The organism is Psychrobacter aquaticus CMS 56 (genome assembly GCF_000471625.1).
Classification (GTDB): Bacteria; Pseudomonadota; Gammaproteobacteria; order Pseudomonadales; family Moraxellaceae; genus Psychrobacter; species Psychrobacter aquaticus.
In genome coordinates, this window is sequence record NZ_AUSW01000035.1 from 40,896 (window position 1) to 66,852 (window position 25,957).

Here is a 25,957-nt window from a genome sequence, read left to right on the forward strand (position 1 = left end):
ATCTTTTACCTCACAACTTTTAAGCCAACGCCTGAGCCAATACCTCAAATATCCTTGCATCATTTGCTTGGGCTACATTGAAGCGTATATAACTCTCCGCACTTTGTGATTGGCTAAACGTATTACCCGGTGCTAGAACAACACCCTGTGATAAGCAGCGGTTTGCCAGTGTCGCCGCACTATTGTTATCAGGCAGTTTGCACCAAAGAAACATGCCTGCTTGGGGTAATAACCAAGGCTCGATACCCAGTTTGGCCAATCGCGGTATGGTTTGAGCACGGGCATTTGCCAAGCGGGTATGGATCGCACTCATATGCTTACGGTAGCCACTATCCGTCAATGCAGACAGCACTACCGCTGCTGCTAATTGGCCACCCCCAAAGCCTGTGGCTATTTTTAAATCCAATAAGCTCTCTACCCATTCGCTAGGCGCGGCAATATAGCCACAGCGCAAGGAGGCTGATAAGGTTTTGGAGAAACTGCCAATATAAAACACTTGTGATAAGCCGTCCAATGCCGCCAATCTGGGTGCTGGTGTAGATTCAAAATCTGCAAAGATGTCGTCTTCAATAATATATAAGCCAGCGGCCTGTGCCAATTGTAATACACGATATGCGGTCGCTGGCGATAGCGTAGCACCTGTGGGATTGTGTATGGCTGCGTTAGTAATATAAAGGCGTGGCTTATGCTCATCCAAGATCGTTGCAAATGCGGTCACATTTGGACCATCTGGTGTATACGGCACGCCGACTACCTTGACTCGATGGGCGCGTAATAAAGCATGGAAGTTAAAATAGCAGGGATCATCCACAACCACAGTATCACCGGGCGTCAATAAAAAGCGAAAAATCAAGTCTATGGACTGCGTGCCGGATTCCGTCAATATGACTTGTGAGGGCTCTGCCTCAATGCCTAAGCCTGACATACGCCGTGTCAATAATTGGCGTAATGCTAGTAACCCTAGGGGCATGGCATACTCACTTATCACCTTGACATCTGCTTTTGCCACACTTCGCAGGCCACGGCGCATACCCTCGGCATATAACCAATCGGGTGGTAACCAACCACAGCCCGGTTTTAACGCATCACTTGACGTTTCAAGAGATTGTCTGGATACCCATAGTGGATCTACAGCTCGATCAAGATTTGGCCCCATGTCTGCTAAAGATAATGGTGCTGTTACGTCAGATACATAGAAGCCTGCACCAGGACGGGAGGATATGATGCCATCTGTTTGTAGTCGCTCATATGCCTCAACGACAGTGGATGGTGAAAATCCATAGCGTTTGGCTGTCGCTCGAACAGACGGTAGGCGAGTCCCCGGCATATAAGTGACCGTGGCTATCTTTGCCTTAACATCCGCTATTACCGTTTCGATTTTTGTCATTTCATCTCAGCAAAGTGCTATTTCAAAAGTATTTTTTTAGCACTGATTGTAGCTATTTATAGCGAGTCTATTATCAAACATTATCGCACTAAAAAATATAACGCTGCGTTAAAAATAGAAAAATTGTATGGGTGAGTAACACCAAACAGTTCTGTTTAATTGTACGGTATTGTATATAGATAACCTACCACGCTTTTGTTTTAATCATGACACTAAAAACACAGTGGTATGACTATGAAAAAATTGACTCAAGGATGGATTAGCGGGCTTGTTGGAGTGATTGTTTTTGCAGGGTCTCTACCAGCGACGCGCCTCGCAGTGATGGACTTTGATCCTGTATTTCTGACTGCGGTACGGGCAACCCTTGCTGCACTATTGGGTGGTGTGGTTTTATTAATCCTAAAGCAACGGCTACCAGCTAAGGCAGATTTACCAGCTCTATGTATTGTGGCTCTAGGCGTGGTCGTTGGATTTCCTTTACTAAGCGCTTTGGCTTTGCAACATGTTACCTCTGCCCACGCCACTGTGTTTCTAGGTATCTTACCGTTATTTACCGCAGTCTTTGCGGTTTGGCGAGGGGACGAGCGTCCTCCTGCCTTGTTTTGGTTGTTTGCTCTATTAGGCAGCTCGTTTGTCGCGGGTTATGCAGCATTAAACAGTGGGCATGCCTCGATAATAGGAGGTTTACTGATGCTCGGCGCTGTGATGGCGTGCGGTCTTGGTTATGCAGAAGGCGGGCGTCTGTCAAGAGCGTTGGGCGGTTGGCAAGTGATTAGTTGGGCATTGGTACTATCGCTCCCTATTATGCTGCCTATGGTATGGGTAACGAGGCCTAAGTCTTTGACAGAGGTCAGCGTGACAGCTTGGGCAGGCTTAATTTATGTGTCTTTATTCAGTATGTTCATCGGTTTTGTGTTTTGGTATCGGGGCTTGGCTTTGGGCGGTATTGCCGCCGTTGGACAATTACAGCTGATACAACCTTTTATAGCACTGGTATTGGCAGCCTTGTTACTCCATGAAGTGGTGAGTATGGGTATGCTGATAAGTACGTTAGGCGCAGTGGCGTGCGTGATAGGGGCTAAAAAATATGCTGTTTGAGATGGCGATTGGTGAGCGTGTTAATTTATTTCATTGCGAATGTATCGACTTTAAAGTATTTCAACTATAGTTGCTCATATATCATCATGGCTAAATAAATCAGCCCTGCCGCCAAAGTCACACTGGCAAACCATATCACCACAAAATAGCCTGTTTGGTGTGACCCATAAGTCAAGACAAATGCAATCGCCAATAAAATGAGTCCTAGCCAGCGTAGCCCTTGCCGATTTAGAAAGGGAGGCAATTTGTGCTGAAATTTCTCACTATGTCTATTACTGCTCATCATCAACACAATCATACTCAGCAAATTAAGGAGCAATAGCAATCCAGATAACATCACGCCAGACATACTATTGACTCCTTGTTTGAGGTTCTGAATGATGGTTGATTGGCTTATTGTCTGACTTTTTGTTTTGCTTAGGCGACCGTTTTTTAAAGCTGGCTGTATAAGTAATATAAGCAAACAATAGCGCCAGCACAAAAAATACGACATCAAAGCTAATAAATAAGATATCTTGATTTACGAGGCTTTTAACAAACCCTCGTTCAGTGGTGAGACTGTTGAGTAGCGGTGTGAATAAAAGTGATAGTGTGACCAACGACAGTAATATGCGCCATGCATGACGACTGGAGCACAATAAAGTCAGTACAAAGCTACCCGCCCATATCATAAAAAACCCATCGACTTCCCATTTTGCGCGTCCTGTCATCTCTAAAGGTAATAAGCGGTTGAGCCATAAAAACCCTACCATAGCCAATGGCAGTCCGGCCAGCGTTGCAATATTAAGCTTTTCCACTAGCCAAAATCCCACATAGGGCTTGTTCATATCAAGTAATTGGCGACGGCGTTTCACCGTCCACATTACCAAGCCTGTCGCAATCATACCGCAACCAGCTGCGCCCAATAAAAAGTACAATCCACGTAACCAATAGTCAGCAAAACGCCCCGCATGTAAACCAATCATGACCGTTTGGGTAGTCACGGCAAGCGGCGGTGGCTCACTTTGTTTCAGCGTCTCTCCTGTCTGCCCGTTATAAATGCGAAACACACCTATTGTCGATATTTGGCGGTCGGCTCGTCCATCGATAATAATCATACTGTGGTCGGTATTGGGGTGGTTGATACTGACACTTGTGATCGCATAATTGGGATTGAGCGTTTGCCAATCCGCTCGAGTAGTTGCTAGCAGGGGCGATACATTTACCATCAGTGCAGGTTGCAACTCTGTCGCATCGGCAGCACGATAAGAATAAATCTCCTCAAAGAATTGCTGAGTATTAATATTGGCTATCATCCCGCCCCACGGCATATACAACGTGATTAAGGTGATGATCCCTGTAAACGTAATCATGATATGAAAGGGCAGAGGGAGTACAGAAAAAGCATTATGAGCATCAAGCCATGAGCGTTGTCCTTTACCCCAACGAAAAGTAAAAAAGTCGGTAAATATCTTTTTATGGACAATAATGCCAGTAATGATAGCAATCAACATCATCATGGAGGCGATGCCGACGATTATCCTCGCCCATATCACACTCATATAATGCAAATCAAAGTGCATGCGATAAAAAAAGTTACCGCCTGCGGTGTCTCTTGGCGTATAGCGTGTTTGGGTTTGCGTATCAAATTGATATTGTAGTCTTTCATCCTCAGTACTGGCAGTAATATGCAAGCGCTGATCATTACTCGTGCTACTAGGACCTGTGGTGATAAACCAGTTTTTGGTGTTTGCTTGGGTTGCTTGTAGATGCGCGATCGCCACACTAAATGGTTCAGGCTTATCTACTGTGCTTGCCGCATTTTGGGGTTTATGTGATTGTACTGATTGGAGTTTCTGGGAGACAGCAGGAATGTCAGGTTGCATCCATACGGTCAGCTCATTATTGAAGTAGCTGACCGTGCCCATCATAAAAATGGTAAACAATAACCAACCCAGTAGCAAGCCAAACCAAGTATGGACATCAGACATCGTTGCCCGATAACCTTTCGCCTTAGTCTTATTTTTTGTCTTGGTTTTGGTTGTTGACATGGTATGGGTTTTAACAGAATCTGACATCAAAGATGACCTGATGGTAATAAAAAACTAAATAGTGGTATAGCAGATCATCCCTAGTATCGCAGCAATGCCAGCGACCATTGTCCATGCTAGCCACAAACGCCGCAGCGAAAATACCAAAATAATCATGACTGCACATACCACTATGCTAGCAATCTGTCCCCAATAGATGGCAGAAATTGTTTCCATTGGTAAGGACAAAAACACAAGGTCAGTGAGCACCGCCACGCCATAGCTACCACCAATCGCTAACACAATACGACTAAAAACTGTGAAGTCAGGCAGATAAAAACCTTGACTGCTATGGCGTTTACTCATGTGACGACCTGTCTATTACGGTAAATGGTCAAACCAGTATCAACATTAAAAGCGATAGGTCAGTCTACCTACCACATTTATAGGCTCGCCATAAGTTAACCCAAAGAAGTTTTCACCAGCAAGATATTTCTGATTGAATAAGTTGTTGACGTTAACCTGTGCCTCTAGATTGTCATTAAAGGCATATTTTGCCATGATGCTAGCAAGTGTCACATCATCTTGGCCGTACTTTTCGGATTGTCCAGTCACAGGGTTTGTGACAATGCCATAGTATCCATTTGACCAATCAATACCGCCACCAACGGTTAAATTAGGAATGACGTGATCAAGATTATAGGTGGCAAACAGATTAAGCGTGGTATCGGCGTAGCCAGTATTGATGGCTTTGCCATCCTTGTCTTCAGCATTAAAATGCGTGTAGCCAATAGTTGCTTTTAGCTTGTCACTAAACTGACCAGTGACTTCCACTTCGACGCCCTGACTGTTGGCACCTTCTGCTCCAACATAAGCGTCTTCAATGGTTCCTGGAATTTTTTGACCGCCATCAAGTTGCGCAAGGTTGTCTTGCTCGATTCTAAAGATACTAACTTGGCTTTGTAGCGCCCCATTATCTGATTCACTCTTTAGACCAATCTCGTAGTTTTTGCCTTCGATAGGATCAAGATAACGACCATTAATGTCGCGTCGAGATTGCGGCTTAAAGATGTCGCTATAGCTGGTATAGACGCTATGATTGTTATTGATATCATAAGTAATACCAGCGTAAGGCGTCCAAATGTGATCAGATTTGGTATCTACATTACTACCATACTGTACACCCGAGCGCTCGTAATCAGACACACGAGTCCCTAAAATCACTGACAAAGGATCCGTCAGCTTAAGCTGAGTTGCCGCAAAGATGGCTTTTTCCTTAATCGTAACATCAGAGCTTTGAGTTTTCTCTCCCCACACTGGTTCAGGATAGCTGCCATCCCAGTCAGAAAAGTCAGACACTGGCAAAAGTCCATCGGGCGGCGCTTTATAGGTAAAGGTATCAAGCTCGCTTTTGTTATATGAGCCACCCACGATGAGTTGATGCGTTCTGCCTAGAGCATCAAAATTACCCGTCAATTTGGTCTTAACATTGATTTGTTTGCGTTCGGTATCGGCATGGAATGGATTTAAGTTATAGACCAGTCCAACGTTAGGGTCAATAACCTGACTGCCATTGGCATACATATAAAGAAGTTTCGGACTGCTCTCGCTCTCGTTATAACTGGCGTTGGTGGTTAGGTTCCAGTCTTCATTGAAATCATGATTGATGTCAGCAAAGTAATAGACGTTGTCAGAGTCCCAGTTTGCCCAATCTGCACTGCCATTTTTGCTGGTATCCCAATCTGCTTTTGAGCCATCACTTAAGTAACTTGGCAAACCGCCCCACATGGTCGATTTTGATTTGTTGTGTTGACGGCTGGCTCCCACGCTGACCGTGGTGTTGTCGCTCACATCGGCATCAACCGTGGCATAAAGCAGATTTTGACCCAGTTCTTGACGGTCGATAAAAGTATCACCATCTTGATAACTGGCCACCACTCGGCCACGTATCGCACCGCTTTCTACTAATGGCTGGCTGTGATCGACGCTGACACCATAATTGCCGTAACGATTGATATTGGCAGACAGTTCTGTCGCTGGGACGTTACTATCGGCACGTTTGCGTATTAAGTTGACATTGGCAGAAGGATCGCCTGAGCCACTCATCAAGCCCGTGGCGCCTCGTACAATTTCCACATGGTCAAACATAGCGGTATTAACACTATATTCGCCCATCGCAGCTTGTTGAACAAAATCAGTATTTAACCCGTCGATTTGAAAGCCAGTAATGCCAAAACCTCTCGCCGAAAACCCACTACGAGCGCCATCAATACTGCCCACTTGAATACCGGGCGCACGTTTGAGCACATCTATTAAGGTGTTTGAGTTTTGATCTTTGATTTGCTGATTGGTGACGACACTAGTGGCCTGCGGGGTTTCTTTGGCTGATAATGTCAGTCCTGTAGCACTACTGGCGACAGGAATGGTGTAGCTGTCAGTATTTTCAGTGATTTGAGTGGGTGTATCTGCCGTGACTACGATAGTGGGTAGCGTAGTGCTTGGTTCTGCTGCGTTGTCAGCACGATTGATTTCGATACTATTACCATTATCAGTGGCAGTTTGGTCTAATGTTTCAGCGTGAATAATAGAGGAGCTGACTGCCAACGACGCAATGGCTGAAAGATGCATGGTTCGCTTGACGAACCAACTCAAGGTGCTGGGTTTATGTCGCTTTGTGTCTTGGGCAATTATAAACATCAGAGGGTATCTCAATTAAATTGATAGAAGGATTGGGTAGACATTATCTGGATAAAGAGTGGAATTGCCTGTCAATAGAATTGATAAAAACAATCCTGTCATGGCATCTTTGGAAGGCGCCACCAAATATTTCAGATATGATAATGATAATTGTTATTATTAGCAATACGATATAGAAATATTTTTGACACATTTCTTTTACTGATTGATATAGGAGGCTTATGAATCTAAGAAAATAAAACGAGTGGTATGCTTAGAGCATTTTTGAGGTGATATGCTCTAGCTATAGGTGGTCATGGCTGAAATTTTTTATTTAGGATCAGCCATTTTTACGCTTTGATACGGCGCATCAGGTATAAGAAGTACGCGCCACCAATGATAGCGGCAATAGTGCCAGCTGGTATTTCGTAAGGGAATATAATATAACGACCAAGCCAGTCAGCGAAAACCATCAAAGCCGCGCCCAAGATAGCGGCCAGTTGCAATTGGCGCTTGAGTTGAACGGTGCCTAACGTGGTGGCGAGGTGAGGCACCATCAGACCGACAAAACTGAGTGGCCCCACTGCCAACGTCGATATCGTACTCAGTGCCGCTACAAGGATTAATACCAAGCTTTGAAACAGTCTCAAAGACACCCCGAGCTCACGGGCTATCCCGCCGCCCAAGCTTAATATCTCTAGTGGCTTTATCACCATAAAACTCAATATAAAAAGCAGTACAGCAAATATCACCAGCATCCATGCCGTCTCGGGGCTGGCAAGATACGTGGAGCCTGATAGCCAGCTGAGCACTGCTTGCAGACGTTGATCGCCAGATATTTTGACCAAACTTAACAGACCGCCCATCAATGCCGCAATGGCCACACCCACCAGCAATAGATAGGCTGGATTTACTCGACGAGCGAGCCATAATATCAAACCGAGCACCACAGAGGCGCCCAGTAACCCTGAGAGTACAATACCCGTGTAGCCAAAACTGGGTAAAAATACAAAGGCCAACACCACGCCTATGGCTGAACCTGAGCTGATTCCCAATACTTCGGGACTCGCCATGGGATTGCGCGTTAAGGTCTGTAGCAACACGCCTGCAGTCGCCAACATCACGCCCGTTGCAGCAGCGCTTAGGGTGCGAGGTAATCTAAAATCAACGATTAAATGCCATATGGCGTTCAGTTGCCAACCATTTGCTGTGGCGGTGAAGATAAGTATGCTGGCTATTAGCAGAACTAAGGCAACACTCCAGCGTAGTAAGTGAGTATCACGACGTTTTGAGACAAGCGTCGGCGTAATCTCATCGATATGCTGGCGACTTTGAGTCACTATCAGCCATATGACCAATGGCGCGCCAAGTATGGCGGTCATCGCATCAGCAGGTATATTTAAGCTCAGATAATGCTGTAGTATCGTCGTGATGTTACTGGTAACCCACAACAAAAGCGCCCCAAACCCATAACCCAATAGTAACCGATATCCGATATGTTTGACAGAAAACACATTCACGAGGGTAGCGGCACCCAAACCAATAAAACCAATAGGCCCCACACGACTCACCACAAGTGCCGTCAGTATGGCCACCAATCCCACGACCAAGCCACGAATGAGGTTGATGGGTACGCCCAAACTTTTTGCCTGCCTATCGTCTAAGCTCATAATCTCTAGGGGTTTTAACAACGGCATCAAGCAGACAACAGCGACCACACTAGCGATGGTCAATACGATAGACACCTGCCAGTTGTTTTGCGTGAGACTGCCCGCCGCCCATACCATGACGTTTAAGGATTCTTCAGCATAATAAATTAATAGTAGGGCAGTGATAGCACCCAATAAAATATTGGTGACCAATCCACCAAGCACCAACACCAAAGGATTCATGCGACTGGGCGCGGCTAGAATAAAGATAATGGCCATACTGCTGAGCGCGCCGACAAAAGCGACCCAAAAGCTGCCGCCGAGTGCCAAACTGGGCAGGAATAAAGTGACAAGTAGCAATGCCATGTTTGCGCCGCTACCGACTGCCAATGTCGTGTCTGAGGCCAACGTGTTTTTGACCAACTGTTGCAACAAGACGCTGACCAATCCTAAGAGACCACCAGCCGTCAATGCCACCACCATAGTGGGTACGATTTGCAATTGAAGACTCATGTCGGCAAGAGATAAGTCAAACGAGGGCGTAAACAGTTCGATGAAAGGCAAGTTCCATAGTTGCTGTATAACCGCGTAACTGCTGACTACGGCCATCACTATTAATACCAGAACCATCATATAAATGCGGTTGGCAGACAAAAAATTGTTTTTAATCATCATAAATCGGTATTGCCTACAAAAGTGGCATTCATTAGGCGATCGGCTAAGACGTTCATAGAAGCCACACCACTATTGTTCCATGTCGCTGGTAATAGTGTTACGCAGCGCCCATTATCAGTGTTGTCAAAGGAATAGCCCAGTCGTTGCCATACCAAGCTGTCTTTTAATTCCAATTTGAGAAGATCACTGATCGGTTCGATGACCGCAAGACAAGTATCGTCATCAAGTTGCGCCAAATCCCCAAGCATGATGGGTGCAAAACCCCATTCATTACCATCTGCAAACGCCACCAGCTCTAGATCCATGGTCTCTAACGCAGGCTGAAACAAACTGTTATATGAAAACATACGCAAATTATTGGTATCAGCAAATTGTACGACAGCCAGTTTTTTAATATGTGGATAGCGCGTGTGAAAAGTCTGTCCGGCTTGCTTTATCTGGTTTTTACTGTTGTCTAGATAATCCTGCGCAGCTTGAGGTTGGTGAATATAAGCGCCCAATTCCAGCGTCGGCGCTATAAAATCCTCCCAAGCGGCGACTTTATTGGCGCTGCTTAAGGCAAGAGAATGAATGGGCAAATCACCGTACATGGGGCGCAAATGCTGATAAAATGCACTGTCTATCACCACATCTACGTCTAACTGTGAGAACATCTCGGGATTGGGTTGATAGCGTGTCCCCACATCAGATGTTGTGGTGGGTATAATAGGCTTGCCGACCCATTCTTTATAAAAGGTCTTATCACCCATCGCAACAGGTGGATATCCCATCGCTGTTAATGTCGCGGCAATACCCCAGTCGGGAGTCATGACTTTAGGAGATATCTGCTCGTTTTGATGAGGCACGGGCGGTGCTGTGGCATCAGATAATTGGCAACTGCTTAACAATACACTTGAGCATAAAGCGACGCAGAGCCTGAGCAATGCCTTGTCTTTACGTAATAAGCCTAAATTATTGATATGCATCATAGCGAGCAGTCTAAAAGTAAATGAAGCATTCTAAAGAAAAACCACGCCATAATGCAAATGATTTTCATTTTTATTTATAAAGTGGCGTGTTAGCATATTTTTAAGAAAAAGATAAAGAGAATCAGTATCGCCATGACGGCTATTTTTGAAAAACGACCATAAAACCAATGAAGGAGCGATTATGTATATCACTGCCAATTTTGATGCAGGTAATATTGACGTTATCAGTTTAGAAAACAAAAAAGACATTCAATTGGCTATCCGTCCGGACGTTGGCGACGAGTTTTTTCAGTGGTTTAACTTTCGACTATCTGGTCAGATTGGAGAGCAATATGTTCTTAACATTCTGAATGCGGGGGAGGTATCATATCCTGCAGGGTGGGAGAATTATCAAGCGGTTGCGTCGTATGATCGTCAGCATTGGTTCCGTTTGCCAACTTCTTATAAAAATGGCGTTTTAACCATCGTGGCAGAGCTCGCGTATGAAACCATTCAGATAGCTTATTTTGCTCCTTACAGTTATGAGCGTCATCAAGATTTATTAGCCGCCGTACAAATGCACCCGCTAGTAAGTGTAGAGCATTTAGGTGAAACGCTCGACAAGCGTGATTTAACCTTAGTCAAAATTGGTGATGGCGACAGCAGTAGTGATGTGAATAAACGCAGCATTTGGATTACAGCCCGTCAGCATCCAGGCGAAACTATGGCGGAATGGTTGGTTGAAGGGTTAATAGAAAGTTTGCTCGACAGCGACAATGCCAGTAGCAGGACGCTATTAGATAAAGCCAACTTTTATATTGTGCCTAATATGAACCCTGATGGCAGTGTGCGTGGACATCTACGTACTAACGCAGTCGGGACTAACTTGAACCGTGAATGGTCAAACCCAAGTTTGGAGAAAAGCCCTGAAGTCTTTCATGTGATCAACAAAATGGAAGAGACTGGCGTTGACCTATTTTATGATGTACACGGTGATGAAGCATTGCCCTATGTGTTCCTTGCGGGTTCTCAAGGTACGCCAAGTTATAGTGAACGCCTTGCGCGTTTGCGTGATACATTTTCAGAAGTATTAAAATTAGCCAGTGCTGACTTTCAGTCTGAATTCGGTTATGACGTCGATGCGCCAGGTACAGCAAATATGACGCTCGCCACTAACTGGGTTGCTGAACGTTTTGATTGTCTTGCCAATACTTTAGAGATGCCATTTAAAGACAATGACAATATGCCTGATTCAGCTAAAGGTTGGTCACCAGAGCGTTCTGCTAAATTAGGTGAAGCATCATTAATGGCGATGCTGGCTGTTGTGGATGACCTACGTTAGTTAATGACTCCTTCTCAGTTAACATCTCTTGTTATTTAGTTATTCTTAATTATTATTTAAGTCAATTAATTTTTCAAGAGCTCCATTATTTCAGTATAATATGGCTCTGTGCCGACAAAATTGCCTTAAGTGGTTTTGTTTTGCCAATTAGATACTTTGTACCACCATACACTTTTACTAAGAAGATTTTATTATGCAAACCAAACGTCCGTTATATATCCCTTTTGCTGGACCCGCCCTATTAGAAACCTCTTTATTGAATAAGGGGAGCGCTTTTTCATCAGAGGAACGGAGTAACTTCAATTTAACCGGTTTATTACCTCATAACATTGAGACGATTGAAGAGCAGTCATTACGCGCTTATCATCAACTTCGCTCGTTTACGAGTGATATGGATAAGCACATTTATCTGCGTAATATACAAGACACCAATGAGACGTTATTTCATCATCTGGTTGAGCAGCATATCGAAGAGGTGATGCCGCTCATCTATACGCCAACTGTTGGCCAAGCTTGTGAAAAATTCTCACAAATTTATCGCCGTAAACGTGGTTTGTTTATCTCTTATCCTGAGCGTCACAACATCGACGATATGCTGCAAAATGCCACCAAACAAAAAGTAAAAGTCATCGTGGTCACGGATGGTGAACGTATCTTGGGCTTAGGCGATCAAGGTATTGGCGGCATGGGCATTCCCATTGGTAAATTGTCTTTATATACGGCTTGTGGGGGTATTAGCCCAGCTTATTGCCTACCAATTTTATTAGATGTAGGCACCAACAATCAGCAGTTGCTGGATGATCCTATGTATATGGGTTGGAGAAATCCACGTATCTCTGGCGATGAATATAATGAATTTGTCGATTTGTTTATTCAAGCCGTTAAACGTCGTTGGCCAGAAGTGTTATTACAATTTGAAGATTTTGCACAGGAAAACGCCACCCCATTATTGAATAGATATCGCGACCAACTATGCTGCTTTAATGATGATATTCAAGGGACTGCTGCTGTCTCAGTCGGTACATTGATTGCAGCGTGCCTAAATAAAGGTCAAAAACTTAGTCAACAAAGAATCGCCTTCTTGGGGGCAGGGTCGGCAGGTTGCGGTATCGCCGAACATATTATTCGCCAAATGCAGCGTGAGGGTTTAACAGAAGAGCAAGCTCGCAGTCAGGTGTTTATGGTTGATCGTTATGGCCTATTAACGGATAGCATGACAGAGCTACAAAAATTCCAAGTACCTTTAGTACAAAAAGAATCCGCTATTGCCCACTGGGATAAGAGCCAGAAACTCGGTTTGGCACAAGTGGTTAAGCAAGCAAAAGTAACGGTGTTATTTGGCGTCAGTGGACAAAAAGGTCTGTTTACACAAGAAGTAATCGAAACGTTATGTGCGAATACTGAGCATCCAATCGTATTGCCACTATCAAATCCAACGTCTCGTGTTGAAGCGACACCGCAGGAAGTGACGAACTGGAGTCGTGGTAAGGCAATTATTGCAACAGGCAGTCCTTTTCCTAATACCACTTTTGAAGGTCAGACTTTTGAGGTCTCTCAGTGTAATAACAGCTATATTTTCCCCGGTATTGGGTTAGGTGTTTTAGCATCACATGCCAAAGGTATCAGCGATAATATGTTGATGGCTGCCAGCCAAGCATTGGCAGACATATCATTGGAATATGAAAAAGAGGCAGGTGCAATATTACCTTCAATTCAATTCATTAGAGAGATCAGTGAAAAGATCGCCTATGCAGTTGCACTACAAGCGATTGAAGACAAACTGGCCTTGCCTGTAACAGCAGAAAATTTAGAACGTCGATTAAAAGCCAATTTTTGGTTGCCTAGATACCGCAACTACCGTCGTACTTCCTTCTAACTGCTAAAAAGTAGCTTGAAAGTACTGATAAAAAAGCCGAATATTACTGTTTAAAGTAGTATTCGGTTTTTTCGATTTAGAACTAATAAAAATGTTGTGAGCTTATAGACGATCACTGACCAAGAGGTCTACTACCTATTAAAAAATCACATTTAATAGACCTTGTTATTCTGTCATTATTATCAAAGCCTACTTCGCAGTAGCGGCTGTGCTTAGGTTCATAAGCGCCATTGAAACGTTATTAATGACTTCATCACAGCCTTTGATATTGTGTCGTGATTTGAGATATTCAGGATTATTGTATGATAGCCACACACGGCCTTCTGCATCTTCACTAATGAGCATCTTTTGTGGCAAATCAATCGCTACTGTCTGCTCACATTGCATCAAGGGCGTGCCGGCTTTAGGGTTGCCAAACATGATCACTTGTGTTGGGCGTAACGTCAGGTCAACGCCCGCCGCGTTTTGTTGATGATTGACACTGGCAAACACTGTCATACCTTTGGACTCAATCAAAGATTTGAGCGTATTGGCCGTTACTTGGACAGAATGATTGCTTCTTAGCGTTACTAACCCTTTTTCTTCGTTGCTTGCAACCGTCGTCATGGGCTGAATTTGATTAATGCTAGCATTGGTATTCAAAACATTCTCGATACTAGCGCATGAAGAAACTGCTAAGGCCAAAGCCGCAATTGCCATGATTTTTTTCATAATCTCACCTATGGTTAGTCGTTTTTATTCAGCTGCTTATGAGGTGCTAAAGCAATGAACGCTCCTAGCCATGTGTACCACGAATAGGGTAGTCATTCTCTCTAATAAAGCTCAAACCATTCGCTAGCGCTTCAAGCTCAGGTCTTGCAAAAGGCGCGTTAGAGATGTCGACAATCTGAATATTTCCATCAGCATTAATCACGAAGACAGCTGGCTCTGCAAAAGAATGGTCTGTTTCTTTTTCTGAGCGCGGGTCAGATATATAAAGCCCTAGCGTATTCATTTGCTCAACCGTCAAACCATAAGCGATAGGGAAGCTGATATCTATTTTTTCTAAATGACTTTCTAGTTGCTCTTTGCTGTCACCTGATATTGCTATAATATCAACATTAGTATCAGCAAACGATGCTTTTATACTCTCTAACTGGTTTAGATACTTGGTACAAATCGGGCAGTGCTTACCTCGGTAAATCACGACTAGTTTCCAATCGTGACCATTTTCAGGTTTGCCTAATAATTTCATATCACCATTCAGCATCTGTACGTTGATGTCAGGGAATTTGATGCCTGCACGAAGTTTTTGAGCGTAATCTGATTGCATGTTCTTATCCTTGAAGTGTTGTGATAATTAAGAGTTACTATAATAATTTTTTATAAAATATCTATTTATGATTAGCAATAATGGCTTCATCAATTCATTGTTTAACCTTAAACAAATTTAGATCGCTATTCAAGTTAATTTGAGTAATCACTCAAATATTTTTGTTGGTTAATTTTAGTTTATTGATTTTACTCCGCCTATTAAAATATAAAGTTGACAGCGCTTTCAATAAATAATATACAAGTCACCTATAAACAATAGCTAGACTAAAACAGCTCATCAATATAATATTGAGCAATCACTCAGTTTATATAATTATGTTAATTTATGACATTTTGATTGATAATTTCAAAGACAAAAATACTGGGATAAATTATGGCACGCGTAGCACTTCATAATAGGCAGGACTCTCTAGACCGAGCTCTACAACTGTTTTGGGAAAAAGGCTTTCACGCCACTTCATTGAAAGACATAGAAAAAGCGCTTGATATGCGTCCTGGTAGTATTTATGCCACTTTCGGTAGTAAAGACGGGCTATTTCAAGAAGCCCTTGATTATTATTCGCATAAATCAACGGAAAAACTACAGAGTATCTTGAATGCTCATAGCTCTCCTTTATTCGGTTTGGCTGCTTACTTACGTTTATTGGGCGGGCTATGTGATGAGCCGCTACCAAGTCGTGCTTGTATGATTGTTAAAAGCTTATTTGAGCTCGGCCAACGCGAAGCCTCAGCTTTAGATAAAGTAGAGGCTATGCTGGCAAGAATGGAGGTTTACTTTGTGAACTGCTTTATTGAGTCGCAACGATTAGGCGAGATCGATAAGCAACTAGATCCTATACGTCTTGGGCGACGATTTCAGGCCGAAATCATGGGGTTACGTGCTTTTGCCCAACGTGACATTGATAGTGAAGCATTGCACGATGTGGCTGAGGATATGGCACTATCTTTAGAAGCGCTTTATATCGATCCAAAATAACGAGACAAAATAAAGGTGCAATCTACGTTATGATTTTCTGATATCAATAGTTATGTTGGACTGAAAATACTTTCGCTTATTATTTATTTACTTTTAAAGGGCATGATTAATAAACCCCAAAGCGACGCAGTTTGCTTAGTATCTGAGTATTCAATCAAACCAATATCAATCTCGCTATCTTCTTTTTTTGCATGGCTCTTGTAGCTACCAAACAGTTTGTCCCACCAAATAACGCTAAACCCATAATTTGAATTGGTTTCAGATACGACTTGGCTGTGGTGAATACGATGCAATATTTGGGTCATGAGTATTAGGCGCAGAGGCTTTTCGATAGCAGGTGGCAGACGTATATTGGCGTGGTTAAACAAAGCCAAGCCATTTAACACTATCTCAAATATAAGTACGGCTATAGCAGGAACGCCTAACACAGTGATGGCGACCAATTTAATAAGAATACTAAGCAGGATTTCAATCGGATGAAATCTAAGACCAGTACTGGTATCGACATGCGCATCCGCATGATGTACTTTGTGCAAACGCCATAGTATAGGAATATTGTGAAACAGGCGATGCTGCCAATAAATCATAATATCAAGTAATATCAAACTGAGTACGATGACGACTACGCTAGGTAGGGCGATCAGATTGAATAAGCCAATGCCCTGCTGATGGGTATAAAGCGCGACCGCAGTTAGACCCAGCGGTATTGCCAAGCGAGCAATAAGCGTTGAGGCAAATACCAGTCCAAAATTAGCAAGCCACCGTGTGCCGCTTTTAATAGGCGATTGACGGGCAGGCTTGTACCATTCTAACAGCATCATCAACACCAAAATGCCAAAAAAGAAGCCCAATCTCCATCCTGCTTCATGCGCCATTGATTACTCCTTTATTGCCAGCTTCTTGACGTTTAAGGGTATGATAACCGCCGTAAATGCGGGTAAAAATAGTTACTATACAGGCAAAAGCGAAAAGAATGGCCAGTATCGAAAAGTGCTGTGGCCAAATACAGAACGCGATGAATAACGCGATGGTTTCCGTACCTTCAGTAAGACCATTTAGATAATAAAAGCTTTTATACTTGAACTGTGGTTTTTCAATATTGAATTTTTCAGCCGCAATCGCAAAGGCTAAAAAACTTGAGCCAGTACCTATAAATGTCGCTAATAGCAACGAGCCAGCTATAGCATTTTGTTCAGGATCTGCAAGAATAAATCCGAACGGAATTGCTGCGTAAAACAAAAAATCGAGAGTGATATCCAAATAACCACCTGCACTTGAGCTTTGCTTAGCATACCTAGCCAGTTCACCATCAAGTCCATCAAAAATACGATTTAGGATGATAGCAACCAGTGCGGCATGCCAATAGCCAAAAGCAATTAAAGGCACAGACAACATTCCGACCAAAAAACCCACTACCGTCAGCTGATCCGCTGTGATTGCGCGTTTATGCAGCAGTTTCACCACTGGGGTTAACAAGGGTTTTATGTAAGGAGTGATATATTTATCTAACATGCCAAGCACCCTATGGTTTTGAAATTTTGAATAGAATATTTCTTAATCTAAGGAAAGTTCTCAATAAATTAATAATTCTCTACATTAATAACTTTGCCCTTCGTTGCTTCAGCATCGCTATGGTCGTGGGTAACCATAATCGCGGGTAAATTATGATTACGTATTTGTTCAAACACCAATTGACGTGTATCAACTCGTAACTGGGTATCGAGTTTGCTAAAAGGCTCATCGAGCAAGATAGCTTTTGGCTCGCTAAGCAGCAGCCGCAATAATGCCACTCGCGCTTGCTGTCCACCAGAGAGGCTATCAGGGTGACGATTACCCATGCCCGATAAGTCCATTTGGATAAGGGATTGCTCTATTTTATCAAGCCGTTGTTTTTTATCACCTTCAGGCATGGCGAAGGCAATATTACCAGCAACAGATAAGTGAGAGAATAGCAAAGTATCTTGATATAACACGCCAATGCGACGTAGATGAGTCGGCAGAGCATTAACGTTTTGACCATTCAGAATCACTTCACCACTAGCGCTAAAGCTACTGGCAAGCGTACCTGTTAACCAGTTTAAAATACTGGATTTACCACTACCTGAGGGCCCCATGATAGTGAGTATCTCACCACCTTTCACTTGTTCATTCAAGCTCAGTAGCGTCTTACCATGTAAGTAGAGTGTTAAGTTCTTTACCTGTAGAGAAGATTGCATTCAAAGACCCTTAAGATTGCATAGTTTTAGGATATAAGCTTTTCAGATGCATTTTCAATCAGTCATTTGTTGTCAATAGTGCTTATTTTAATGACTGGCACTTTTAATGAACGAATAATATGATTGTGTTTTTAAGCTTTTGCACCCTTAAACCAGTACTTAGGTAATATCCATGCTAAAGCAAAGCCAATGAGTGGTAACACCATTTGTATCATGGCATAAACGGCGCTGGTTCGTCTGCTTGCGCCATTAGCGAGAGTGACGGCTTCTGTTGTAATCGTAGCTATGCGTCCGCCACCTGCAAGTAATGTCGGTAGATACTGACCGAAACTGACCGCCAATCCTAAGGCAACTGCAATCAAGATAGGCGCAAACAGCTGTGGCAGTTTTACTTGAAAGAATATTTTACTAGGAGTAGCGCCAAGGCTCGCCGCCACATTAGCAAAACGCGGATCTAGGCGTCGATAGCTACTGGATAGGGACAAAAAAGTATAAGGCAACACAAACAGTAAGTGGGTAAAAGCCACATTAAGAAAGGCGGTTTGATTATTGAGCAATTGCTGTAGCCATACCAAGCCAAACAAAAATGCAATACTAGGTACTATCAGCGGCAAATAAATAATTAAATGGGTAAAAGGCGAGATGGCTTTAGTAGTGAGCTGCTCTGATTCTAAACATAGCAAAGTCAGTGTAATTGCAAATAGGGTAGTGATAAAGCCAATAGTCAAAGTATTAAATAGTGGGGTACTCATTTGCATAAAAGAGTTTTGAAAGTGCAACAACACAAATTGTTCAGGCAGCGTGGCTGGAAAGCGCCAATATCCAGCGACTGACCACAGAAATAGACCAATTAATGCTAATAGGACAAAGCCAAGAATTACGATAGTAAGACCTATCGTTGCCGTTTGCCAAACCTTATCGTGGTATTTGCGTCGACCGTTGGTTATTGAGTTATTACATAGAACCTTTACAAGCTTTTCACCAGCGAGCCATAGAACCAACAAGCCAGCCGTTAAGACCAGCTGTAAAACTGCCCCAGCGGACGCTTTGATCCTTAGATTTAAATCGACATCATTGAACCATTGGACGATAGCAACGGCTAGCGTTGGCGGTGTATTAGGGCCTAATATCAGTGGTATCTCGACGCTGGCACTGGCATAGGCAAGTATCGCGAACAAAGGTAAGCGCAATAATGGATAGAGATTGGGTAGCACTACCTTAAAAAAGGCAGTCATCGGGTAATAGCCTAAATTGAGCGCTACTTTGTGCTGTTGACGCAATTTTTTACCCAGCTCTGGCTGTGCTAATACACCTAACGCCATGAGTAATAAAAAGGGCATTTCTTTTAAGGTTAAACCTAAGATAATACTTATACCGTAGGCGTCGTGCGGCAGTATGCCTTGCGGTGCTAGCTCCCAGTTACTGAGCCATGGTGATATCAACCGAGAAAACATACCGGATGGTGCAATCAAAAAGCCAACAGCAATGGCGGCAGCAGCATGTGGAATGACTAGAATAGGACTAAATAAGCGCTCAATACGGTTGAGCCAAACGCTATTAAAAAATGCTGCCAAAATCATTAAAGTCATGAGGAAGGCGAGTAGAGTGCTTATGAATCCAGAGGTCACACTCAAACCAATCATTTGCGTAAGACCTGGCGTTTGCCAAAGCGCCATAAAACCTTGTACACCAAATCTCGTTTGCTCTAATGCGGGTGCCCAACCAAAGGCAGGTAGTAGTACACTGACCAAACCGCTGAGTACGGGTAATATTAATAACATCAATAAAAATCGTGGGCTATAGGTTACTAAGCGCGTGAAGTTGTCGACTCTATAGTTTGCAACTGACGCTGTATCAGCTTCTTTTCCAGTTTTATGGTTGTTAGGCGCTACATTCATGAGCTAGCCCCATAACGTGTCTCCCATCCTTGCATAATCGCCTCAACCCAACTCGGATGTGGCTCACTCACTATGCGTTTGATACCATTGATAGGCAAAGCACTAGGATGCGGCTTAGTCGTTTTAAACAAGGCTTGCTGCTCAGGTGTTAGTTGAGATTGAACCAGTACCGTACTATCGCCCCAAACCTCAGGTGCTTGTTTTTTAGCCTGTGCTTCAGGACTGAGTAAAAAGTTCGCAACCAGTTGCGCGCTGGCTTGATGACCGGCGTTATAGGGAATAGCGACGAAGTGGGTATTACTCAAACTTCCATCTTCCATCGCATAGCTGCGAATACTCTTTGGCAAATCATAACGCTGTACCGCCGCTGGCACAGCAGGCGCAGAAAACGTAAATGCTAAGCTGAGTTCAGTGTCGCCGACCAAGCGCTGCATTTGTTCACCACTTTGCATAAAATATTTACCATCACGCCACAGAGTTGGATGCAGTTTATCCAAAAATGCCCATAGAGGATCTAATACTAACGCTGTGTTTTTTTCAGTGGCGGGCTGGTTCAGCTGTGCTTTTATATTGTTCGCGATACTGTCTGGGTTTTGTTCATGCAGCATTACCAACGCATACTTCAAAAAGCTCATCCCCAAGAAGTCTGGCGGCTTTGGATAACTAAAACGTCCGGGATGTTGCGCACTCCAGCTTGCTAGCTCACTTAGAGTGGCTGGTGGCTGATTATTGGCTGAGCCATCGATGGCTAGATTGTCATAATAAAAGGTAAGCGACGCTTTTCCCCAAGGAGCTTCCATGCCTTGTGTAGGAATACCAAAATCAAGCGTAACGGTGGGGTTGTTTTCAGGATCGGTCAATGTAAAGTTAGGCAGCTTGTTTGCCCATTGCTTTAGTAGCAGTGAGTGCTCACTCATAGTGGAAAAATTAGCGCCATTGATCCAAACCAAATCAACGCTGCCTTGGTCATTATTATTGGCTGACTTTTCAGCTAAGACTCGGCTGACAGCTTCACTAGTATCGCTGAGTTTGACATGGACTAAGTTGATGTTGTATTCAGCTTTGACTCGCTTGGCCACCCATTGTAGATACGCATTTATCTGTGCATCGCCGCCCCATGCATAAAAATAAACGTCTTGGCTTGCCCCTAGTGTCTCTATCTGTTGCCAGTAGGAGGACGGTTCTTTGAGACTAGTATTATTGTTAACGGCTATACTGGCAGAGATACCTAAAACAATACTTAAGAGAACCGCGACTACCACCCAAGAAGGATGGTAGCGTGTCAGTATTGACCCAGACTTAATAACAGGCATTTAGGTTCCAACTCAACTATAGTGGTTATTTTTATCGATGCTTTTTTCTTATTCAATATTTAAAAGGGTGTTGCAAGCTCTTTTAAAATATAGTTGTAGATACTATCCTCTACGCCACGTATGATATTTTTCTACCCATTTCAGTAAGTTTTGCGGTGCATGCGCTTTTTTCCATTCACCAGCGACGGACTTACTGCCCTCAGCCCATGTCGGGTAGGCATGAATAGTGCCTAGTATTTTGTTAAGCCCCAAGCCGTGTTTCATGGCCAGTACAAATTCTGCCATTAGGTCGCCTGCATGATCAGATACGATTGTAACTCCCAGTATCTTATCTTTGCCCTTAGGCGTAATGACCTTGATAAAGCCTTTGGTCGCGCCCTCAGTGATCGCACGATCTAGCTCTTTAAATTCAAAGCGAGTGATTTCAAAATCGATGCCTTTGTCGATAGCTTCTTGTTCATTTAATCCAACACGAGCAACTTCTGGGTCAATAAAGGTCGTCCATGGTATTACTCGGTAATCGACTTTGAACTTTTTGAAATGGCCAAATAAGCCGTTAACAGCAGCGTACCATGCTTGATGAGCAGCCACATGGGTAAACTGATAGGGGCCAACAATATCGCCTGCGGCATAGATATTTGGATATAAAGTCTCTAGATATTCATTGGTCACAATCGTGCGATCCGTCTCAATACCTAGCGCTTCAAGACCGTAACCTGTTAAGCGCGCGCTGCGACCAACAGCACATAAGAGCTCATCGTACTCAATATCAGTCTCTACTTCGTTGTGTTTCACCACGATATATTTTTTGCCATCACGTATCTCACAGCGCATGGCTTTATGCGATGTTAAAATATTAACACCGCTCGCTGTCAGGGCATCATGAGCAAAGCGTGACACTTCTGTATCCTCTTTGCTCATAATACGATTGCCCATCTCAATTTGGGTGACGTTTGAGCCAAGTCGCGCAAAACTTTGTGCTAGCTCACATCCGATAGGGCCACCACCAAGCACCACCAACTTTTTGGGTGCCTCATCAAATTGAGCAAATTTATCCCATAAAGTATCACTTGTGACGTAACCAGTCTCTTCAATACCTGGTAGCGGCGGCACGAAAGGGCGTGCGCCTGTCGCAATAACAATGGTACGTGCCGTAAGTGTCTGCGTACCACCATCGTTAAGCTCAATCTCTACTGTCCACGGATCAATCAGTTTAGCGTAGCCTTTTAGCGCTTCTACTCCTAGATCAGCATAACGCTCAACACTGTCATGCGGAGCAATGTCGGCAATAACTTGATGCACACGCGTCATCACATTTTTAAATGAAAACTGCGGTGTCATATTATCCAAGCCATAACGCTCACCGTTACGGATTTGCTCAGCAATTTTCGCACTTTTAATGACCGATTTACTGGGTACACAACCATAGTTTAAGCAGTCGCCACCCATCTCACCCGCTTCTACTAAGGTCACTTTTGCTTTTACGGCAGCAGCAATATAGCTTGTCACCAAACCACCTGCACCCGCACCAATAACGATCATATTACGATCAAATTTTTTGGGTTTGGTATGGTTTTTATAGATCCGACGTTTTTTAAATATATTTAACACTCCTTTAGCAATGAGCGGAAAGAAGCCTAATAATGCGAACGATACAATCAAGTTAAGCGATAAAATACCCGATAAACTCTCAACTTGAGCCAGTTGTGTACCAGCATTAACAAATACAAAAGTACCCGCCAACATACCAATTTGGCTGACCCAATAAAAGGTTCGCGCCTTAATAGCGGTGACGCCCATTAATAAATTGATTAAAAAAAACGGAAATATTGGTACTAAGCGTAGCGTAAATAAGTAAAATCCACCTTCTTTTTCCACGCCTGCATCTATTGCTGTTAGGCGCTCAGGAAAACGTTTTTTAATCGTGTCACGTAGCAAATAACGCGACACTAAAAAGGCAAGCGTTGCGCCAATCGTTGAGGCAAATGAGGCAACTAGAAGGCCTTCAACCAACCCAAATAATGCACCTGCTGCTAGCGTTAAAATAGCGGCGCCTGGTAGTGAGAGCGCGGTTACCACTATATATAGTAAAAAGAATCCACCGACAACCAATAACGGAGATTGCTCTTGGTATTGACTGAACTGTTCCATTGAGCCTTTTAAGCCATCAAGAGTCAGTAATTGGTTCAGATCAAAGTAAAAGAACAGGCCCACAACCAGTGCTGCAATCAATAATAAAAATATTTTCTTAATCATAAAAGGTCCATTTAAGCAGCACTGCAAAGTTCAAAATCAGGGGGTGTTTAATGCTTTTAAGTCGTTACGGCTTTTTTACCTAGGGTAAGTGTATCCCAGTCTCTCATCAAAAACAGGGCGATACACGCAGCTAGCATCGGCCACGCAGCAAAAAATAGTAAATTGTCAAAAGGCTTGAGATATAGACCAAAGGTTGAAAAAGTCGAGACTGCATGAAATAACAAAATGAGGCCGTATGTCCAAGTCTTAAACAGTCCTAGAGCAAATAGTAAGATGAGAACCAATTGGATGCTACCTAGCGCATAGATAAGAACGTTCCCCAAGTTTTCGATAGCATAAAATTTAGAAAAAATTCCTGCGGTGTGTTCGGGATTGATGAGCTTATCCAGCGTCCAAAATAAAAAAACGATAAAAATACCCAGTCTAAGCAATAACAGTGAGAGAGATAAGTATTTTGGCATGAGATAAATGCACCTTTTAAGTTTTTTAATACATAAGAACAGCAGGAATTAGGCTTTTAGTATGATCAGTAGATAAAACGCTCGTTTAGTCTGTCATTTTAGCCAATTGCTGTAGGATACTAATATAATTTTCAACACCTTGTGCACCACTCACTAAATGACGGCCCTTAAAGATAACGGATGGCACACTTTGAATGCCTTGTTCTTTTGAGCGTTGTACGGCCTCGCGTATGTCTTTGGCAAAACGCTGATCTTCGATAACGGCTAATGCTTCAGCACGGTCTAACCCAATATCTGCTGCTATATCTGCAAGCACAGTACTATCAGATACATTGCGGTTGTTTGTGAAATGTGCGGTAAATAACGCCTGCTTCAAGTCGTGCATGCGTCCTTGCTGATCTGACCAATGCAATAGTTGGTGCACGTTAAAGGTATTATAAGTTCGCGTGTCATCCTTAAATTGAAACTCGAATCCAACTTCTGCACCTGCTGCAGTCATTCTGATCCGGCTATCTTTAGAGTCTTCAGCCGTGCTGCCGTATTTTTGCATGATATGTTCGCGCAGGTTCAGTCCATCAGGCGGCGTATTGGGATTGAGCTCGAACGGATGCCAATGAATCTCGTACAAAGTATTGGTTCGTTTCAATGCCTCAGCCAGCTGTCGATAGCCGATGACACACCAAGGACAAACAACGTCTGACACTATATCTATTTGTAGTGGTTGCTCTGACGATAAACGCTCTGAATTTTTCATATGACATCTCGTGGGTTTCTAACGATAACTTTAATTGAAAAACTGCTGACGGATTGGCTTCTGAACAACAGTGTAAAAATATCAGAAGTGTTATAAAAAATCGATATTAATCGTTTTATTGGTCAGCTTTGTCCCATTCAAATTTTTGGAATGGTTTGTCTATGGGGGTATTGGCAAGGTGATTGGTGTAGTTGCTCATTACTTTTTGAGCTGTACCAAGAATGACTTCAAGAATCTGACGCTTAGTATAACCTGCATCTAAAAATGCTTGTACAGTGCTGTCATCAACGTTACCACGGTTACGAACAACAGCAAGCGTGAAGTCGCGAAGTGCTTCTAAACGTGGTGTTGGTAGTGCGGTCTCATTACGCAATGCCTCAGTAATGGTGTCATCTACTTTCATACTTTTTGCAATACCAGTGTGGGCAGGAACACAATAGTGGCAAGCGTGCTCGACATTGATGGTTTGCCACACAACAGTGGTTTCATCATCATCAAAGCTACTGTCTAAAAATAACTGATGTAGACGTTGGTAGCCTTCTAGTAGGCCTGGTGCTTCTGCCATAACCGCATGCAAGTTTGGTATCATACCAAATGCGTTGATAGACACGTCGAGCAACTCTTTGCTTTCTTGGGCGGCGCTTGTTTTATCATGGAGAGTAAATTCGGTCATAGTATAATTCCTGATAATAAAAATAGATTTTTTATGTTGGCTTAAGAGTAGATATTGATTGATGCTTAATAATGAATGTGAACATTCGGTCAAATTTAGAGGTAAGACCGCTTTCACCAATTCAATAGAAACCACTATAAATGATATTGAACGAACGCTCAAATATTATTTGAGTAATCGTTCAAATTAAATGTAACAATTAGCTTACGTTTTTCTGATATATAACGCTTATGTCAATAATGTGTATAGTTTATCTACGTTACAAAGGATATTGGCTTTAAAGTCAAAATGGATTATTTTGAATAAAACAAACAATAGTATATAAAATATATTACGATTTATCTTTTTCTAGCAACTTTGAGGTAAAAACAAGGAGCGCCTAAGTAAGGCTTAACCGCGATGATGTGATTGAAAAAGCAAAAAATATCTATTAGGCG

At 43.1% G+C, this 25,957-nt stretch carries 22 protein-coding genes; 4 read left to right on the forward strand and 18 right to left on the reverse strand.

From position 1 onward, the window contains the following. Positions 1-19 precede the first annotated feature (19 nt). Positions 20-1,387 (reverse strand): aminotransferase-like domain-containing protein, encoded by a 1,368-nt coding sequence (locus M917_RS11970; RefSeq protein WP_021815120.1) that lies wholly within the window; start codon positions 1,385-1,387, stop codon positions 20-22. Between the two features lie 234 nt (positions 1,388-1,621). Here M917_RS11970 and M917_RS11975 point away from each other — a divergent pair, with 234 nt between their 5' ends. Next, on the forward strand, positions 1,622-2,485 hold the full coding sequence (locus M917_RS11975; protein ID WP_021815121.1) for a DMT family transporter: 864 nt from the start codon (positions 1,622-1,624) through the stop codon (positions 2,483-2,485). Positions 2,486-2,549: 64 nt separating this feature from the next. Here the strand turns inward: M917_RS11975 and M917_RS11980 are convergent, their stop codons facing one another. The 6 genes from M917_RS11980 to M917_RS12005 all read right to left on the reverse strand — a co-directional run bounded on the left by M917_RS11980 (position 2,550) and on the right by M917_RS12005 (position 10,462). Further along, positions 2,550-2,834: a DUF3325 family protein gene (locus tag M917_RS11980; protein WP_021815122.1), complete on the reverse strand. Its 285-nt coding sequence runs from the start codon at positions 2,832-2,834 to the stop codon at positions 2,550-2,552. Between the two features lies 1 nt (position 2,835). After that, complete coding sequence (locus M917_RS11985) at positions 2,836-4,542, reverse strand: PepSY-associated TM helix domain-containing protein (RefSeq protein WP_021815123.1); 1,707 nt, start codon at positions 4,540-4,542, stop codon at positions 2,836-2,838. 27 nt (positions 4,543-4,569) lie between these two features. Then, the gene (locus M917_RS11990; RefSeq protein ID WP_021815124.1) at positions 4,570-4,860 is read right to left on the reverse strand and encodes a hypothetical protein; all 291 of its coding nucleotides are present in this window, start codon (positions 4,858-4,860) and stop codon (positions 4,570-4,572) included. Between the two features lie 45 nt (positions 4,861-4,905). Further along, positions 4,906-7,191, reverse strand: a complete 2,286-nt coding sequence (locus M917_RS11995; RefSeq protein ID WP_051354286.1) for a TonB-dependent siderophore receptor — start codon at positions 7,189-7,191, stop codon at positions 4,906-4,908. 329 nt (positions 7,192-7,520) lie between these two features. Then, positions 7,521-9,494: a Fe(3+)-hydroxamate ABC transporter permease FhuB gene (fhuB, locus tag M917_RS12000; protein WP_021815126.1), complete on the reverse strand. Its 1,974-nt coding sequence runs from the start codon at positions 9,492-9,494 to the stop codon at positions 7,521-7,523. Continuing rightward, positions 9,491-10,462, reverse strand: a complete 972-nt coding sequence (locus tag M917_RS12005) for an ABC transporter substrate-binding protein (protein ID WP_021815127.1) — start codon at positions 10,460-10,462, stop codon at positions 9,491-9,493. Before M917_RS12005 ends, fhuB begins: the two co-directional genes overlap by 4 nt. A 181-nt stretch (positions 10,463-10,643) precedes the next feature. Here M917_RS12005 and M917_RS12010 point away from each other — a divergent pair, with 181 nt between their 5' ends. Both M917_RS12010 and M917_RS12015 read left to right on the forward strand, forming a co-directional pair. Beyond that, on the forward strand, positions 10,644-11,783 hold the full coding sequence (locus M917_RS12010; RefSeq protein WP_021815128.1) for a M14 family metallopeptidase: 1,140 nt from the start codon (positions 10,644-10,646) through the stop codon (positions 11,781-11,783). 193 nt (positions 11,784-11,976) lie between these two features. Continuing rightward, complete coding sequence (locus M917_RS12015; RefSeq protein WP_021815129.1) at positions 11,977-13,659, forward strand: NAD-dependent malic enzyme; 1,683 nt, start codon at positions 11,977-11,979, stop codon at positions 13,657-13,659. Between the two features lie 189 nt (positions 13,660-13,848). Here the strand turns inward: M917_RS12015 and M917_RS12020 are convergent, their stop codons facing one another. Then, positions 13,849-14,370: a DUF302 domain-containing protein gene (locus M917_RS12020; protein ID WP_021815130.1), complete on the reverse strand. Its 522-nt coding sequence runs from the start codon at positions 14,368-14,370 to the stop codon at positions 13,849-13,851. 64 nt (positions 14,371-14,434) lie between these two features. Then, positions 14,435-14,971, reverse strand: coding sequence for a peroxiredoxin-like family protein (locus tag M917_RS12025; protein ID WP_021815131.1), 537 nt, complete (start codon positions 14,969-14,971; stop codon positions 14,435-14,437). Between the two features lie 375 nt (positions 14,972-15,346). Here M917_RS12025 and M917_RS12030 point away from each other — a divergent pair, with 375 nt between their 5' ends. Beyond that, complete coding sequence (locus M917_RS12030; RefSeq protein WP_021815132.1) at positions 15,347-15,949, forward strand: TetR/AcrR family transcriptional regulator; 603 nt, start codon at positions 15,347-15,349, stop codon at positions 15,947-15,949. 83 nt (positions 15,950-16,032) lie between these two features. On the opposite strand, the gene M917_RS12035 is transcribed toward M917_RS12030, so the two are convergent. The 9 genes from M917_RS12035 to M917_RS12075 form a co-directional block, all read right to left on the reverse strand. Beyond that, complete coding sequence (locus M917_RS12035; RefSeq protein ID WP_021815133.1) at positions 16,033-16,824, reverse strand: sterol desaturase family protein; 792 nt, start codon at positions 16,822-16,824, stop codon at positions 16,033-16,035. After that, entirely contained in the window at positions 16,814-17,461 is a 648-nt protein-coding gene (locus tag M917_RS12040) for a CDP-alcohol phosphatidyltransferase family protein (RefSeq protein ID WP_021815134.1), read from the reverse strand. Before M917_RS12040 ends, M917_RS12035 begins: the two co-directional genes overlap by 11 nt. A gap of 68 nt (positions 17,462-17,529) precedes the next feature. Further along, entirely contained in the window at positions 17,530-18,165 is a 636-nt protein-coding gene (locus M917_RS12045) for an ATP-binding cassette domain-containing protein (RefSeq protein ID WP_021815135.1), read from the reverse strand. A gap of 131 nt (positions 18,166-18,296) precedes the next feature. Beyond that, on the reverse strand, positions 18,297-20,063 hold the full coding sequence (locus M917_RS12050) for an ABC transporter permease (RefSeq protein WP_021815136.1): 1,767 nt from the start codon (positions 20,061-20,063) through the stop codon (positions 18,297-18,299). Beyond that, positions 20,060-21,376, reverse strand: coding sequence for an ABC transporter substrate-binding protein (locus M917_RS12055; RefSeq protein WP_021815137.1), 1,317 nt, complete (start codon positions 21,374-21,376; stop codon positions 20,060-20,062). Before M917_RS12055 ends, M917_RS12050 begins: the two co-directional genes overlap by 4 nt. A gap of 102 nt (positions 21,377-21,478) precedes the next feature. Continuing rightward, the gene (locus M917_RS12060) at positions 21,479-23,632 is read right to left on the reverse strand and encodes an FAD-dependent oxidoreductase (protein ID WP_021815138.1); all 2,154 of its coding nucleotides are present in this window, start codon (positions 23,630-23,632) and stop codon (positions 21,479-21,481) included. 56 nt (positions 23,633-23,688) lie between these two features. After that, positions 23,689-24,093, reverse strand: coding sequence for a DoxX family membrane protein (locus M917_RS12065; protein WP_021815139.1), 405 nt, complete (start codon positions 24,091-24,093; stop codon positions 23,689-23,691). Between the two features lie 85 nt (positions 24,094-24,178). Beyond that, positions 24,179-24,847, reverse strand: coding sequence for a DsbA family oxidoreductase (locus M917_RS12070; RefSeq protein ID WP_021815140.1), 669 nt, complete (start codon positions 24,845-24,847; stop codon positions 24,179-24,181). Positions 24,848-24,962: 115 nt separating this feature from the next. Next, the gene (locus M917_RS12075) at positions 24,963-25,520 is read right to left on the reverse strand and encodes a carboxymuconolactone decarboxylase family protein (protein WP_021815141.1); all 558 of its coding nucleotides are present in this window, start codon (positions 25,518-25,520) and stop codon (positions 24,963-24,965) included. Between the last annotated feature and the right edge of the window lie 437 nt (positions 25,521-25,957).

Excerpts from the sequence above, each read along its gene's own strand:
- M917_RS11970 (WP_021815120.1), bottom strand. The coding sequence starts at position 1,387 with ATGACAAAAATCGAAACGGTAATAGCGGATGTTAAGGCAAAGATAGCC.
- M917_RS11975 (WP_021815121.1), top strand. The coding sequence starts at position 1,622 with ATGAAAAAATTGACTCAAGGATGGATTAGCGGGCTTGTTGGAGTGATT.
- M917_RS11980 (WP_021815122.1), bottom strand. The coding sequence starts at position 2,834 with ATGTCTGGCGTGATGTTATCTGGATTGCTATTGCTCCTTAATTTGCTG.
- M917_RS11985 (WP_021815123.1), bottom strand. The coding sequence starts at position 4,542 with ATGTCAGATTCTGTTAAAACCCATACCATGTCAACAACCAAAACCAAG.
- M917_RS11990 (WP_021815124.1), bottom strand. The coding sequence starts at position 4,860 with ATGAGTAAACGCCATAGCAGTCAAGGTTTTTATCTGCCTGACTTCACA.
- M917_RS11995 (WP_051354286.1), bottom strand. The coding sequence starts at position 7,191 with ATGTTTATAATTGCCCAAGACACAAAGCGACATAAACCCAGCACCTTG.
- fhuB (WP_021815126.1), bottom strand. The coding sequence starts at position 9,494 with ATGATGATTAAAAACAATTTTTTGTCTGCCAACCGCATTTATATGATG.
- M917_RS12005 (WP_021815127.1), bottom strand. The coding sequence starts at position 10,462 with ATGATGCATATCAATAATTTAGGCTTATTACGTAAAGACAAGGCATTG.
- M917_RS12010 (WP_021815128.1), top strand. The coding sequence starts at position 10,644 with ATGTATATCACTGCCAATTTTGATGCAGGTAATATTGACGTTATCAGT.
- M917_RS12015 (WP_021815129.1), top strand. The coding sequence starts at position 11,977 with ATGCAAACCAAACGTCCGTTATATATCCCTTTTGCTGGACCCGCCCTA.
- M917_RS12020 (WP_021815130.1), bottom strand. The coding sequence starts at position 14,370 with ATGAAAAAAATCATGGCAATTGCGGCTTTGGCCTTAGCAGTTTCTTCA.
- M917_RS12025 (WP_021815131.1), bottom strand. The coding sequence starts at position 14,971 with ATGCAATCAGATTACGCTCAAAAACTTCGTGCAGGCATCAAATTCCCT.
- M917_RS12030 (WP_021815132.1), top strand. The coding sequence starts at position 15,347 with ATGGCACGCGTAGCACTTCATAATAGGCAGGACTCTCTAGACCGAGCT.
- M917_RS12035 (WP_021815133.1), bottom strand. The coding sequence starts at position 16,824 with ATGGCGCATGAAGCAGGATGGAGATTGGGCTTCTTTTTTGGCATTTTG.
- M917_RS12040 (WP_021815134.1), bottom strand. The coding sequence starts at position 17,461 with ATGTTAGATAAATATATCACTCCTTACATAAAACCCTTGTTAACCCCA.
- M917_RS12045 (WP_021815135.1), bottom strand. The coding sequence starts at position 18,165 with ATGCAATCTTCTCTACAGGTAAAGAACTTAACACTCTACTTACATGGT.
- M917_RS12050 (WP_021815136.1), bottom strand. The coding sequence starts at position 20,063 with ATGAATGTAGCGCCTAACAACCATAAAACTGGAAAAGAAGCTGATACA.
- M917_RS12055 (WP_021815137.1), bottom strand. The coding sequence starts at position 21,376 with ATGCCTGTTATTAAGTCTGGGTCAATACTGACACGCTACCATCCTTCT.
- M917_RS12060 (WP_021815138.1), bottom strand. The coding sequence starts at position 23,632 with ATGATTAAGAAAATATTTTTATTATTGATTGCAGCACTGGTTGTGGGC.
- M917_RS12065 (WP_021815139.1), bottom strand. The coding sequence starts at position 24,093 with ATGCCAAAATACTTATCTCTCTCACTGTTATTGCTTAGACTGGGTATT.
- M917_RS12070 (WP_021815140.1), bottom strand. The coding sequence starts at position 24,847 with ATGAAAAATTCAGAGCGTTTATCGTCAGAGCAACCACTACAAATAGAT.
- M917_RS12075 (WP_021815141.1), bottom strand. The coding sequence starts at position 25,520 with ATGACCGAATTTACTCTCCATGATAAAACAAGCGCCGCCCAAGAAAGC.